Consider the following 12,219-nt stretch of genomic DNA (forward strand, 5'->3'; position numbering starts at 1 on the left):
ATTCTGGCTCCGATCGACTTGCGGTGGCGGCGGGTGACCCCTGACACGGCGCCCGACAGATGCTCGTCCCCGACAACACCTCGATCACCGCGTGATGGCGCTGCTCCCCGACGCTTCCGCTCCCGTTCGAGGATCCGGTTCGAGGCCGTGGCGATCCGCACCTGACCGTCAAGGGCGAGGGACCGCTATCCCCCCATATCGGTCCCAGCCCATGGAAATGCGGTCGTGGTACTTGGCGGCCTCGGCCGCGTCCTGTATCCAGTTCCACTCCCCATCGGCCGCTGGCACCGGGTACGTGCGGATCCGTTCGGCGATGTGCTGAGCCTGGTCGAGCCCGTCCCAGATGAGGCGCCGCATCGCCCGGGTCCGCTGCCGCTCGTCCCGGACGTAGATCCGGTACCCGAAGTACGCCGCCGCGATCGCCCGGTGCAGCCTGGCGGTCAGCAGGGTCCGCTCGAAGTACGCGTGGAGCTGCTGGAAGTGCTCGGGTGACAGGTGCTTCCCGGCCTTGGCGATGTCGCGCAGCGCGCTTTCGGCCACCCGCACCCCGTGCTCCTTCTCCGTGAGCACATAGCGCAGGTACGTGGGCGTCATGTGGTCGCCCGGCGTCACCCAGCCCCGGTCCAGCACGTACTGCGCCTCCCGCGCCAGTGTGGGATCGGCCTTGCAGGCGGCCGGCGACAGGTGCTCGACCACGTCGATCCAGAAGTGGAGCCGCTTGTTCACGCCGTGACGCACATAGGTGACGGGCGGCTCGATCCATTTGCCGGACACGCTGCGGTGATAGCTGGAGCAGTACGGCTCGTAGTCGAGCCGGGAGTGGTTGGCGGTGTTCGTCCCGAGGCTGTAGAGCACCGAGGTGATGATCTCGTACGACTTCGACAGCGCCGAGGCGACGTCACGCGCGGCCGCCCGCCCGTAGGTCCTGGCCGCGAACTCCTGATAGATCGTCTCCACGCTCATGTGGCGATCCTCGGCGGCCCGGGCCAGCGCGTACAGGTTGATCTCGGTGGGCGTGCCGATGACGCTGGAGTCGTCGTAGCGGTCGGTCCTGGCCACGTAGCCGATCACGTTCGGGAGCCGCTGATAGTGGCGCAGCCGCTTGACGTGCTCCTCGGGCCACGCGTTGGCGATCTTCCCCTGGCCGTTGTACTCGCCCGCCGCGTCGTACTCGACGAGCACCGGCCTGCCGATCCGCGAGATCGTGGCGTCGTTCGGGTGGGTGAGGAAGAAGTCGTGCGGCGTCGCCTTGGCCATCACCTTGACGTCCGGGTTGCGCACCAACGCGATGGCGCCGATCGTGCGCTCCATCTCCTCCGGGAAGTAGCCGAAGGTGCGCAGGTAGAGCCCCAGCTGCCGCTCGCCGACGATGACGTCGGCGACCTGGTCGACCAGGTAGGCCAGCTTCTGCTCGGCCGTGGCGAGCCTCGCCGAGTGCTGCCGCTCCACCCGTGCGCCGGTCTCGATGAAGGTCAGCACCACCGAGTCGATGTCCGGCACCAGATCGAGCATCTCCCGGTAGTCCTGCTTGAACCACTCCCAGAACGCCGGGTCGTCCAGGTCGATGGTGCCGCCCGGCCCGGTGCGGAACTCGGCCGGGTAGTAGCTCAGGTCGTAGAGCGAGTGGTCCCAGATCGCCACCTCGGCGATCCCGGCGTCGTGCGCGGCGTTGGTGAGCCGGTTGGCCTGCGCCCGCTTGGCCGGGTCGCGCACCTCCCGCAGGTCGTGCACGATCTCGTGACTCAGCTGCAGGTGATTGATCTTGTACGGCTTCGCGGCGGCGATCACGGCGTCGGCCCCGGCATCGCTGTCGGACAGGATCGTCCACCCGCGCACCGGCTGTCCGGCCTCGGCCCGCGCGGGCAGCGCCACCCCGGCCGTCGCCAGCAGGATCAGGACGGCGAGGAGGTGTCTCATTGCTCCACCCCGTTGACGAACACCTTGCGCAGGCTCAGCCCGTCCGTGTACGCGATCTTGTCCGGGCCGGTGACGTTCGTGAACACGCACTTCTCCAGGCGGACCCCGGTCAGGTGGTCGGTCTCCAGGCCGACGAGGTTGAGCACGGCGTCGGCGCCGTCGAGCCGGGTCCGCTCCATCCGGATGTCGCGCACCGACACCGGCTCGGTGCCTCCCTCGTTGCTGTTGTAGGCCATGTTGACGAACATCACCTCGCGGTCCACGTTCCCGCCGGTGAAGTCGCGTACGTAGACGCCCTCGATGAAGGCGCCGCGCTTCTTGCTGGCCTTGATGTAGACGGGGTACTTCACCGGGTAGTTGCCGGGGAAGTCCGGGGAGTTGATCACACACCGCTCGGCGAAGACGTTGCGCACCCCGCCCGACATCTCGCTGCCCACCGTGATGCCGCCCCAGCGGCCGGAGAACAAGCAGTCCTGGACCACGATGTTCTCGCTGGGCACGCCCACCCTGCGGCCGTCGGCGTCACGCCCGGACTTGACCGCCACGCAGTCGTCGTTGGTGTTGAACCGGCAGTGCTGGATGTGCACGTACGACGACGCCTCAGGGTCGCAGCCGTCGGTGTTGTACAGCGTGCTGACGACGGTGATGCCGCGCACGGTCACGTTCGTGGACAGGACCGGGTTCACGGTCCACATGGGCGGCTCGAGGATCGTGACGTCGCCGACCAGGATGTTCTGACATTTCACGAACTGCACCATGGCGGGACGCAGGTAGTGGCCGGCCCCGAACACGCGCTCCTCCACCGGCACGCCGTCGTCGCCCATCTTCCGCAGCGCCCGCTGGTCACCGCCCTGCGGCCCGCCGTTGGCGTACCAGCTCTCCCAGGGGCCCTGCCGCGCCTGGCCGTCGAGCGTGCCCCTGCCCGTGACCGCGATGTTCCGCTGGCCGTGGGCGTAGATGAAGGGGCTGTAGTTGTAGCACTCGGTGCCTTCCCAGCGGGTGAGGACGACCGGTAGATAGGCGTTCGGATCGGTGCTGAAGGCGATCACCGCGCCCTCCGACACGTGCAGCTCGACGTTGCTCAGCAGGTGGACGGCACCGGTGAGGAAACGTCCCGGCGGCACCACGACCCGGCCGCCGCCCCGGCGATGGCAGGCGTCGATGGCCGCCCGGAAGGCCGCCGTGCAGTCGGTCGTGCCGTCGCCCACGGCGCCGAACGCGGTGATGTCCCACTTCCGGCTCGGGAACCGGGGAGGCCGGATCTTACGCAGAATGTCCGGCACCTTGCGCCACGGATCGGGGGGCCGGGACTCGGCCGCCGCCGGGCCGGTCCCGGTCAGGAGTGTGGCCGCGGCGAGGGATCCTCCGGCCTTGAGCAGAGAGCGTCGAGAAGGCATGGTCACCACCGGGGGGTCGTGGAGTGAGAGGCGATGTCGTCCCACAGGGCGGCCGGGACGGGGTGGTCGAGGGCCCGCAGGTTGGCGGCGATGTGGGCCGGGTGATGGGCCCCGACGAGGACCGTACGCACGGCCGGGTGCCGCAGCGGGAACTGCAGGGCCGCCGCGGGCAGCGGGACGCCGTGCCGGGCGCACACGGCGGCGAGTGCGTGGGCCTCGGCGGGCGCGTCCGGCGGTGGCTGCGATCCGGCCAGCAGGCCGCGGTGCAACAGGCCGGCGGCGATGACCGGGATCCCGCGATCCAGGCAGAGCGGGAGCAGTTCGTCGAAGGCCGTGCGGCGCAGCAGGGTGATCTGGTTGGCGGCCAGCAGCAGATCGAGGTCCGTGTGCCTGACGAAGTCCACCAGCATGGGGGACTGGTTCATGCCCACACCGATGGCCCGCACGACGCCCTGGGAACGTAGGTCCGCCAGCGCCGGATAGGCCTCGTTCAGCGCCTGCGGCCAGTGGCGGTCCGGGTCGTGGATGAGGAGGATGTCCACGTGGTCGAGACCCAGGCGGTCGAGGGACTCCGCGACGCTGCGCAGGACCCCCTCGCGGCTGAAGTCCCACTCGACGTGCCGGTCATCCGGTACGGCGAAGCCGCCGTTGTCGCCCGGACCCGGGCGTACGAGCCGGCCGATCTTGGTCGACAGGATGAACTCCGACCGGGGCCGCAGGCGCAGTGCGCGGCCCATGCGCCGCTCCGACAGGCCGAGCCCGTAGAAGGGGGCGGTGTCGAAGTAGCGGATGCCGCCCTCCCAGGCGGCCTCCATCACCGCGGCGGCCTGCGCGTCCGAGACGGCGCGCACGTAGTTGCCGAGTGGCCCGCCGCCCAGCCCCACGGCGGGCGTCATGCGGGCTCCAGGTGCAGCCAGGTGGTGACCACCTCGGAGACCGCCTCCAGGTGGTGATCCTCGCCGGCCTCCACGATGAGCACATCGCCCCCAGAAAAGTGTGAAATTTCGCCGTTTATGTGGACCTTTCCGCTGCCAGAGAGGATGAGGAAGATCTCCGGGTCCACGTGCGTGTGAGCCTCGTGCGCATGGCTCACCTGGCCGGGGCGGAGTGTCGACACCCCACCGGACGCCACCCGGAAGCCGGGCAGCGACACCCCCGCGCGCATGTCCGCCAGCGTGCTCCTACGCACCGTCGCCCGCCTCCTTGGTGGCCGGTCCGCCGCGGTACGGCTGCAGTTCGTGATTCAAGAGCTCACCTTCCGGCGATTCCCGTGAGCGTGACGCCCCGGATGAACGTCTTCTGTGCCAGGAAGAAGACGACGAGGATGGGCAGCATCGACAACAGCGCGACGGCCATCATCTGGTTGTACTGGGTGACGTACTGGCCGTTGAACATGCCCAGGCCCTGCGCGAGAGTGATCTTCTCCATCGAGCGGAGGTAGATGGAGTTCTCCAGATACTGGTTCCAGTTGCCGACGAAGGAGAACAGGCAGATCGCCGCGATGGCCGGCCTGGCCAGCGGCAGCATGATGCTCCACAGGATGCGCAGTTCGGAGGCGCCGTCGATGCGGGCTGCGTCGATGAGCTCCTGCGGGATCGTGGTGAAGAACTGCCGCAGCAGGAAGATGTAGAGCGCCACGCCGAAGAACTCCGGCACGACCAGCGGCAGGTAGGTGTCCACCCAGCCGAGTTCGGAGAACATGATGAACTTCGGCACCAGGGTGATCTCCCGCGGGATCATCATGGTCGCCAGCAGCGCGGCGAACATGAAGCCGGCCGCCCGCGCCCGCATCCTGGCGAAGGCGTAGGCGGGCAGCACGCAGGAGATGAGGTTGCCGGCCATGGATAGCGCGGTGATCACGATGGTGTTCAGCAGGAACCTGTCGAACGGCAACGAGCCCGTCCAGCCCTTGACGTAGTTGTCGAAGTGGAAGGAATCGGGGAACCATTGCGGCGGGAAGGCCAGGTTCTCCGCGTCCGACTTCAGCGAGGTCGTCAGCATCCACAGGAAAGGCAACAGGAACACCGCCGAGCTGACGATCAGCAGGACGTAGGCGCCGCTGCGCCGGATCCGCCTGATCCGCTCGGCCTGCTCCGAGGTCAGGGGCGGGCCCGGCCTGGTGCGCGCGGGTCCCCGGTCATGCGTCGCGGTTTCGACGAGCACTCGGCGTACCTCACTTGAACTCGTAGTGCACCCAGCGCCTGGCCAGGCTGAACTGGATCGCGGTCACGACGATGACCAGCACGAACATGGCCCACGACAGCGTGGCCGCGTATCCCATGTCGAAGTAGACGAAGGCGTGCCGGTAGATGTAGAGCCCCAGCACCATCGTGGCGTTGCCGGGGCCGCCCTCGGTCATGACGAGGATGAGCACATAGCTCTGCAACGCGGCGATGAAGCCGGTCACCACGTTGAAGAAGATGACCGGCGACATCATCGGCACGGTCACGCTCCAGAACCTGCGCCACCATCCGGCGCCGTCGATCTCGGCCGCCTCGTAGAGCGTCTTCGGAATGCCCTGCAGGCCCGCCAGGTAGATGACGATCGTGTTGCCCGCGCCCCACACGCTCATCAGCACGAGCCCGGGGATGGCCCACTCCTGGGAGGCGAGCCAGCCGGGTCCTTCGATGCCGACCGAGGCCAGCATCTTGTTGATCAGTCCGTAGTCGGGGTGCAGGATGTTCAGCCACAGCAGCGCGGTGGCCAGGCCCGACACGACCGAGGGCAGGTACATCACGGTACGGAACAGGCCCTGAAAGCGCAGTGGCTGATTGAGCAGCATCGCCAGCAGGAAGGTGAACGTGACGCCGAGCGCCACCGCCCCCGCGCCGTACTGCACGGTGTTCTCGATCGACTCCCAGAACTCGGAATCGCCGAGCATGCGCTCGTAGTTGGCCAGGCCCACCCATTTCGGCGGCTGGAGCAGGTTCCACTGCATGAAGCTGAGCACCACCGCGGCGACGATCGGGCCCGCGCTGAAGAGCACGAACCCGATCAGCCATGGCGAGACGAACAGGTGGAAGCGCCGGGCCTCCCGGCGGGCCAGCGTGCTGGTGGCGCTCACGGTGGTCATGCCACCTTGTTCTCGGCCAGGACGGGCGTGACCTTGCCGGCGATCTCCTTCAGCGCGTCGTCCACGCCGATCTTGCCGAGCATCGCCCGCTCCCAGACCGGCGCGGCGGTGTTCTCGACCTTCTTGCTGGCCGGCAGCCGCAGCACGCCGTCGTCGGAGGCGTAGTCGGCCAGGACTTCCTTGACCAGTTTCACCTCCTGCGCCGGGATGCCGAGCGCCTTGGCGTTGTCCTCCCACGCGGACTGACGGGCCGGTGCGGCGACCCGGCGGAACTTGTAGCCGGAGGCCGACAGCCACTCGTACATGTAGATCCAGGCGGCGTCCTTGTTCTGCGACGATTCGGCCATCACCAGCGCGCTGCCCACAGCCGGGGTGAAGCGGCCCTCGGGCCCCTTGGGCACGTGCGTGGCGCCCCACTTGAAGGCCTTCTGCTTGGACAGCTCCAGCATCAGCCAGGCGCCGTTGATCATCATGGCCGCATGCCCGGACTTGAACGGATCCACCTTCTCCAGCAGCTGGAGCTCGGCCAGGCTCGGCACGGCCTTGTCCTTGATCAGCAGGTCCAGCCACCGGGCCATGACGTCCCTGGCCGCCGGCTCATTGATCATCACCTTGGACTCGGCCTGGTCGAGGAACCGCCCGCCGTAGGGGAGGAGGAACACGGCGGTCAGGTCGGGTGACGGCTTGGGCATCGGGGAGAAGCCGTAGACCTTCTCGACGCCCGATCCGCTGGTCATCTTCCGCATGGTCTCGAAGAGGCGGTCGAAGGTCCAGGTTTCGTCGGGGTAGGCGATGCCGGCCTGGTCGAACAGGTCCTTGTTGTAGAACAGCAGCTTGGGCGCCATGTCGGTGGGCAGGCCGTACAGGCTGCCGTCACGCTTGAAGTAGCCGAGCCCGGACTGCGGGATGTCGTCCATGTCGAACTCGGGCGTCTTGCCGATGTAGTCGTCCAGGGGATGCAGGACCTTGTTGGCGACGAGGTTCTGTGTCCAGGAGTAGTGGTTGTAGAGCACGTCGGGCAGCGTGCCGCCGGCCGCCTGCGTCATGTACTTGGTGAGGAACTGGTCGAACGGCGCCGACTCGCGCTTGATCTCGATGTTCGGGTGGCGCTGCTTGAAGAAGAAGTCGAACTGCGCGTTGCGCACCTCGGTGACGGCGTCCGTGGTGAGCGCCACGGTGATCACGATCTTGGTGGCCGGGTCGGGCACGCTCGTCTTGGGCCAGGTCAGCGAGTTGTTGAGCTGTTCGGCCTCCTCGAACGGCCAGGCGTCGCTGCCCGGCCGGTTCGGGTCGATGACCTGCGCGCCCGACTTGACCGGGGCCGCGGCCTGCTTCTGCGTGCGGCTGTCGCCGCAGGCGGACAACACCGGCGCGGCCGCGGCCGCAGCCGCCAGGGCCAGGATCTGCCGACGGTTCATCTCCATGGGGGTGGGCCTTTCACAGGAAGAGCTCGATCACCGGCACCGCCACGTCGGGCCGTTGCACGGGGAGCTGCAGGGTCAGGGTGCCGGGCGGCAGCGCGCCCAGCTTCGTGTGCCCGCTGTCCACGGCCGGGTCGGGGGTCAGCGTGCGGGTCTCCGATGCGTCGTTGAGCAACTGGGCGTAACGCACCTTGCCCGCCAGCCCCGGCAGGTGCAGATACTTGTACGGCCAGGCGAACAGGTGCAGGTAGAGCCGGTCGTCACGCTGGGTGTAGCGGCAGTCCGGTGGCGCCTGATACGCGCTCGGGCCGGCGCCGTAGAGGGCGCGGCCGTGCAGCCGCGTCCACTCCCCGATGCCGCGCAGCGTCGCCAGCGCCCGGGGGTCGAAGGCGCCGCGCCCGTTGGGCCCGACGTTGAGCAGCAGGTTGCCGTCCTTGGAGACGGTGTCGACCAGCATGCGCACCAGCAGGTCCACCGGCTTGTAGTCGAGGTTGTCGCGGTCGTAGCCCCAGCTGCCGTTGAGCGTCTGGCAGGCCTCCCAGACCCGGGCCGGCGGCGCGGCCGGCTGGAACTGCTCGGGCGTGGTGAAGTCGCCCGGGATCTCCAGACGGTCGTTGATCAGGCAGTCCGGCTGCAGCCGGCGGACCAGTGCGGCCAGCTCCTCCGAGTGCCAGTCCGCCGCGCCCTTTCCGCCGGGTGTGAGCCGGCCGTTCCTGACTCTCGTCGAATATGAGAAGTCAAACCACATCGTGTCGATTCGGCCATAGCGGGTAAGCAGCTCTTCGACCTGGTGGTGCAAATAGGAGCGGTATAGCTCGATATTTCGGCCGGTATTGCTCACCCCCTCGTGGTACGCCGGATGCAGACCGTCGATCGGGAAGTGCGGATGGTGCCAATCGATCAGCGAGTGGTAGAGCCCCACCCCGAGCCCGCGCGCCCGGAACGCCTCGATGATCGGGCCGACCAGGTCCTTGCCGTACGGCGTGTGCGCCACCGAATAGTCCGTGTGGGCCGAGTCCCACAGGCAGAAGCCGTCGTGGTGCTTGCTGGTCAGCACCAGGTAGCGCATGCCTGCCCCGGCCGCCGCCTCCGCCCACGCATCCGGATCGAACAGGTCGGGGTCGAAGTGGTCCAGGTACCGCTGGTACTGCTCGTCCGTCAACCGCTCGCGCTGCTTGACCCACTCATGGCGGGCGGCGAGCGCGTACAGCCCCCAGTGAACGAACAACCCGAAGCGCTGTTCACGGAACTCTGCCAGTCTTGCGGAAGAGATCGGATGAATGTTGCCGGCTCTCTGGTCGTCTCGCTCTGATCCATGGGGCATGGCCGTACCGTAGACCTGGTAATTAACTTCGTCAAGAATTGAATTGAAACCGGTCTCAACCTAGGCTCATGCCCACTGTGAGGGGAGCCGGACGGCTTCATCTGCCGCCGCCGGCGGGGCATGGACCGGTCAGCTGGCTGCGATCGACTCCTCCTATCTCTTTGACTCCTGGAGGGCCACGTGCCGAACTGGACGCTCAACGACGGGGACGTGGAGGCGGCGCTCGCCCTCTCCGCTGCGGGAGAGCTCACGCTGGAACTGCGGCACGCCGGGCGGGTCGTGGTGGAGCCGTCCAGGCTCGGTCTTCGCACCGCGCACGAGGACCTGAGCACCGGGCTGAGGCTCGCCGGGATGTCGGAGCGGCAGGTCGAGGAGTCCTACCGGACGGTGACGGGGAAGCGGCGCGAGCACCGGTACGTGGCAGGGGAGTGGACGTTGTCGTTCACCAAGAACGGGCACCGGCTCGACCTGCAGGTACGTGTCGGCGCAGGCGCCGTGGCATATCGGTATGTAGTGCCATGGAGCGGGCCGGTCACCGTGGTCGAGGAAATGTCGGAATACGTGGTGCCGGCCGACGCTCGCGCGGTCCTGCTCCCGTACGAGAACGGCCGCTGTGACTATGAGGAGATCCATCGGCACACCACGGTCGCCGCCGCCGAGCCCATCCTGTACGGCTACCCGTCGCTCTTCCGGACCGGTGACACGTGGCTGTTCGTCACGGAGGCGGGCCTCGACAGCGGATACGCCGGGTCACGCCTGCGTTTCGACGGCCGGGCCTTCCGCCTCGACCTGCCCGACCCGTACGTGACCGCGGCCTCTCCGCTGACCACGCCCTGGCGTACCACGATCATGGGAGACCTGGCCACGATCGTGGAGAGCGACCTGGTCACCAGCCTCGCCGCGCCCTCCAGGGTCGAGGACACCTCGTGGATCAGGCCGGGAGCGGCCGCCTGGTCGTGGTGGTCCGACGGCCCCTCCACCCGCGACCTGGGCGCCCAGAAGCGCTGGGTCGACTTCGCCGCCGCCCACGGCTGGCCGTACGTGCTGGCCGACGCCGGCTGGAACAAGGAGTGGATGCCAGAGCTGATCGCCTACGCCCGCGACCGGGGCGTCGGCGTGTGGCTCTGGTCGCACTGGCAGCACGTCGACACCGAGCTGGAGCACCGCGAGAAGCTCGCGCTGTGGAAGGAGTGGGGCGCGGCCGGCGTCAAGATCGACTTCACCGAGTCCGACGGCCAGGACCGGATGCGCTGGTTCGACGCCGTCCTGGCGGCCACCGCCCGGCTCGAGCTCATGGTGGTCTTCCACGGCGGCACGATCCCGCGCGGCACCGAGCGCACCTGGCCCCACTTCATGACCGCCGAGGCGGTCAAGGGCGCTGAGTGGATCAAGCCGAAGCCCGGCAAGGAGCCGCTCTACCCGGCCACCCATTACCTGTCGCTGGCGTTCACCCGCAACGTGCAGGGGCCGATGGACTTCACGCCGTGCACGTTCACCGGGGTGCGCGCCATCTCGGCCGGATTCGAGCTCGCCCTGGCGGTGCTCTTCGAGTCCGGGATCCAGCACTTCGCCGACAGCATGGAGGCCTACGAAGCCAGGCCGGAGGCGCTGCGGCTGCTGTCGGCCGTCCCGGCCGCGTGGGACGAGACGCGGCTGCTGTCCGGCGACCCCGCCGACCACATCGTGCTGGCCAGGAGGAGCGGCGGCGAGTGGTACGTCGGTGCCGGCGTGTCCGGCGAGGCCCGCACGCTCACGGTACCGCTCGGCTTCCTCGGTGACGGGGAGTGGGCGGCCGACATCTACCGGGACGCCCCAGGCGATCGGATCCTCGCCGAGACGGTCACCGTCTGCGCCGGGGACAAGCTCGACCTCGCCGTCGCCCTCAACGGCGGGTTCACCCTCCACCTGAAGAGAGAAACCCCATGACGAAGCGATCGACCGCGAGCTTAGCCGCCCTGGCCCTCGCCGCCGTCGCGGCCCTGCAGGCCCCCGCCGCCTCGGCCGCCGCCTGGACGCCGCGCTGGAGCCCGAACCCGGCGGACGACACCGTCGCCGAGGCGTTCGAGGGAATCGAGGACGACCGAGCCGACTCCCATCCCGGCGTGACGCACATCTACGTTTCCGGGGACGCCTACCGCTTCGACATGCACACCCAGGACCGCGACGGCTCGGACCGGCAGCGCAACGAGGTCAAGGGCATGCGCACCGGCAGCGGCAGTACGTACCTCAAGATCCTCGAGAACGAGACCTGGCGGATCAGCTACCAGCTGTACATCCCCACCTCGCTCGACGCCACCAGCAGTTTCACCCACATCGCGCAGATGAAGACACCCGGATCCGGTGCGCCCCTCTACACGATGTCGCTGCCGATCTCCGGTGGCACACCGAAGATCAACGTCCGGTACTGGGACGAAGCGGAGCAGACCCACGAGGTGGGCAGCACGAATCTCAACCCGATCCAGGGCAAGTGGCTGAGCACCACCTTCGAGTTCAAGGCCGCCGACAGCGGCTACCTGCGCTGGACGCTCAAGGACGGCTCCACCACGCTCGTCGACAAGCGCCTGGACGACACCGACCTGTGGCGTGGCGACGACGAGTACCTGCGGCCCAAGTGGGGGATCTATCGCAGCATCAACAGCTCGGGCCTGCAGGACACCTACCTCCTGATCAGGAACCTCCAGGCGCACCAGCTCACCGGCAGCGCCGAGGATCCTTCGTCCTACGAGGCCGAGCAGGGCTCCTTCAGCGGCACGGCGCGGACCGCGTCCTGCTCCGGCTGCTCGGGCGGCACCAAGGTCGGCTGGATCGGCGGCGGCTCCGCGAACGCGGTCACGCTCAACGTCCAGTCCTCCTCCGCGGGCGCCCGTCAGCTCACCATCCGCGGCGTGGTGAGCGGCACCCGCAGCTTCCAGGTCAGCGTGAACGGCGGCGCACCGCAGACGGTCTCGCTGACGGGTCCGGACTGGGCCAACCCCGTCTCCAAGGCCATCACCGTGCAGCTCAACGCGGGCGCCAACGCCATCCGCTTCTTCAACGACAGCGCGAGCGCGCCCGACCTGGACGGAGTGACGCTCTCATGACGCCCGG

At 68.3% G+C, this 12,219-nt stretch carries 10 protein-coding genes; 2 read left to right on the forward strand and 8 right to left on the reverse strand.

Going from position 1 to position 12,219, the window contains the following annotated elements; translation table 11 throughout:
* Positions 1 to 168: 168 nt before the first annotated feature.
* The 8 genes from AB0J69_RS15735 to AB0J69_RS15770 all read right to left on the reverse strand — a co-directional run bounded on the left by AB0J69_RS15735 (position 169) and on the right by AB0J69_RS15770 (position 9,132).
* On the reverse strand, positions 169 to 1,917 hold the full coding sequence (locus AB0J69_RS15735; protein ID WP_364117347.1) for a hypothetical protein: 1,749 nt from the start codon (positions 1,915 to 1,917) through the stop codon (positions 169 to 171).
* Positions 1,914 to 3,314, reverse strand: coding sequence for a glycoside hydrolase family 28 protein (locus AB0J69_RS15740; RefSeq protein WP_364117349.1), 1,401 nt, complete (start codon positions 3,312 to 3,314; stop codon positions 1,914 to 1,916). The genes AB0J69_RS15735 and AB0J69_RS15740 overlap by 4 nt, the downstream gene beginning before the upstream one ends.
* Positions 3,315 to 3,316: 2 nt before the next feature.
* The gene (locus AB0J69_RS15745; RefSeq protein WP_364117351.1) at positions 3,317 to 4,210 is read right to left on the reverse strand and encodes an aldo/keto reductase; all 894 of its coding nucleotides are present in this window, start codon (positions 4,208 to 4,210) and stop codon (positions 3,317 to 3,319) included.
* Positions 4,207 to 4,503 (reverse strand): AraC family ligand binding domain-containing protein, encoded by a 297-nt coding sequence (locus AB0J69_RS15750; RefSeq protein WP_364117353.1) that lies wholly within the window; start codon positions 4,501 to 4,503, stop codon positions 4,207 to 4,209. The genes AB0J69_RS15745 and AB0J69_RS15750 overlap by 4 nt, the downstream gene beginning before the upstream one ends.
* A gap of 62 nt (positions 4,504 to 4,565) precedes the next feature.
* Positions 4,566 to 5,477: a carbohydrate ABC transporter permease gene (locus tag AB0J69_RS15755; protein WP_364117354.1), complete on the reverse strand. Its 912-nt coding sequence runs from the start codon at positions 5,475 to 5,477 to the stop codon at positions 4,566 to 4,568.
* 10 nt (positions 5,478 to 5,487) lie between these two features.
* A complete protein-coding gene (locus tag AB0J69_RS15760; protein ID WP_364117356.1) occupies positions 5,488 to 6,387 on the reverse strand; it encodes a sugar ABC transporter permease in 900 nt (299 codons plus the stop codon).
* Positions 6,384 to 7,805, reverse strand: a complete 1,422-nt coding sequence (locus AB0J69_RS15765) for a sugar ABC transporter substrate-binding protein (protein WP_364117357.1) — start codon at positions 7,803 to 7,805, stop codon at positions 6,384 to 6,386. The genes AB0J69_RS15760 and AB0J69_RS15765 overlap by 4 nt, the downstream gene beginning before the upstream one ends.
* A 19-nt stretch (positions 7,806 to 7,824) precedes the next feature.
* Entirely contained in the window at positions 7,825 to 9,132 is a 1,308-nt protein-coding gene (locus tag AB0J69_RS15770; protein WP_364117359.1) for an alpha-L-fucosidase, read from the reverse strand.
* Between the two features lie 180 nt (positions 9,133 to 9,312).
* Here AB0J69_RS15770 and AB0J69_RS15775 point away from each other — a divergent pair, with 180 nt between their 5' ends.
* Positions 9,313 to 11,058 carry a glycoside hydrolase family 97 catalytic domain-containing protein gene (locus AB0J69_RS15775; protein ID WP_364117361.1) on the forward strand — a complete coding sequence of 582 codons (1,746 nt, stop codon included), beginning with the start codon at positions 9,313 to 9,315 and terminating at the stop codon, positions 11,056 to 11,058.
* Positions 11,055 to 12,212 carry a CBM35 domain-containing protein gene (locus AB0J69_RS15780; protein WP_364117363.1) on the forward strand — a complete coding sequence of 386 codons (1,158 nt, stop codon included), beginning with the start codon at positions 11,055 to 11,057 and terminating at the stop codon, positions 12,210 to 12,212. The genes AB0J69_RS15775 and AB0J69_RS15780 overlap by 4 nt, the downstream gene beginning before the upstream one ends.
* The last annotated feature ends 7 nt before the right edge of the window (positions 12,213 to 12,219 follow it).

Origin of the sequence: Nonomuraea sp. NPDC049709, from assembly GCF_040674815.1 — a bacterium.
GTDB lineage: Bacteria > Actinomycetota > Actinomycetes > Streptosporangiales > Streptosporangiaceae > Nonomuraea.

Bases quoted from the DNA above. Each gene is read 5' to 3' on its own strand.
- AB0J69_RS15735 (WP_364117347.1), bottom strand. From the start codon at position 1,917: ATGAGACACCTCCTCGCCGTCCTGATCCTGCTGGCGACGGCCGGGGTG.
- AB0J69_RS15740 (WP_364117349.1), bottom strand. From the start codon at position 3,314: ATGCCTTCTCGACGCTCTCTGCTCAAGGCCGGAGGATCCCTCGCCGCG.
- AB0J69_RS15745 (WP_364117351.1), bottom strand. From the start codon at position 4,210: ATGACGCCCGCCGTGGGGCTGGGCGGCGGGCCACTCGGCAACTACGTG.
- AB0J69_RS15760 (WP_364117356.1), bottom strand. From the start codon at position 6,387: ATGACCACCGTGAGCGCCACCAGCACGCTGGCCCGCCGGGAGGCCCGG.
- AB0J69_RS15765 (WP_364117357.1), bottom strand. From the start codon at position 7,805: ATGAACCGTCGGCAGATCCTGGCCCTGGCGGCTGCGGCCGCGGCCGCG.
- AB0J69_RS15770 (WP_364117359.1), bottom strand. From the start codon at position 9,132: ATGCCCCATGGATCAGAGCGAGACGACCAGAGAGCCGGCAACATTCAT.
- AB0J69_RS15780 (WP_364117363.1), top strand. From the start codon at position 11,055: ATGACGAAGCGATCGACCGCGAGCTTAGCCGCCCTGGCCCTCGCCGCC.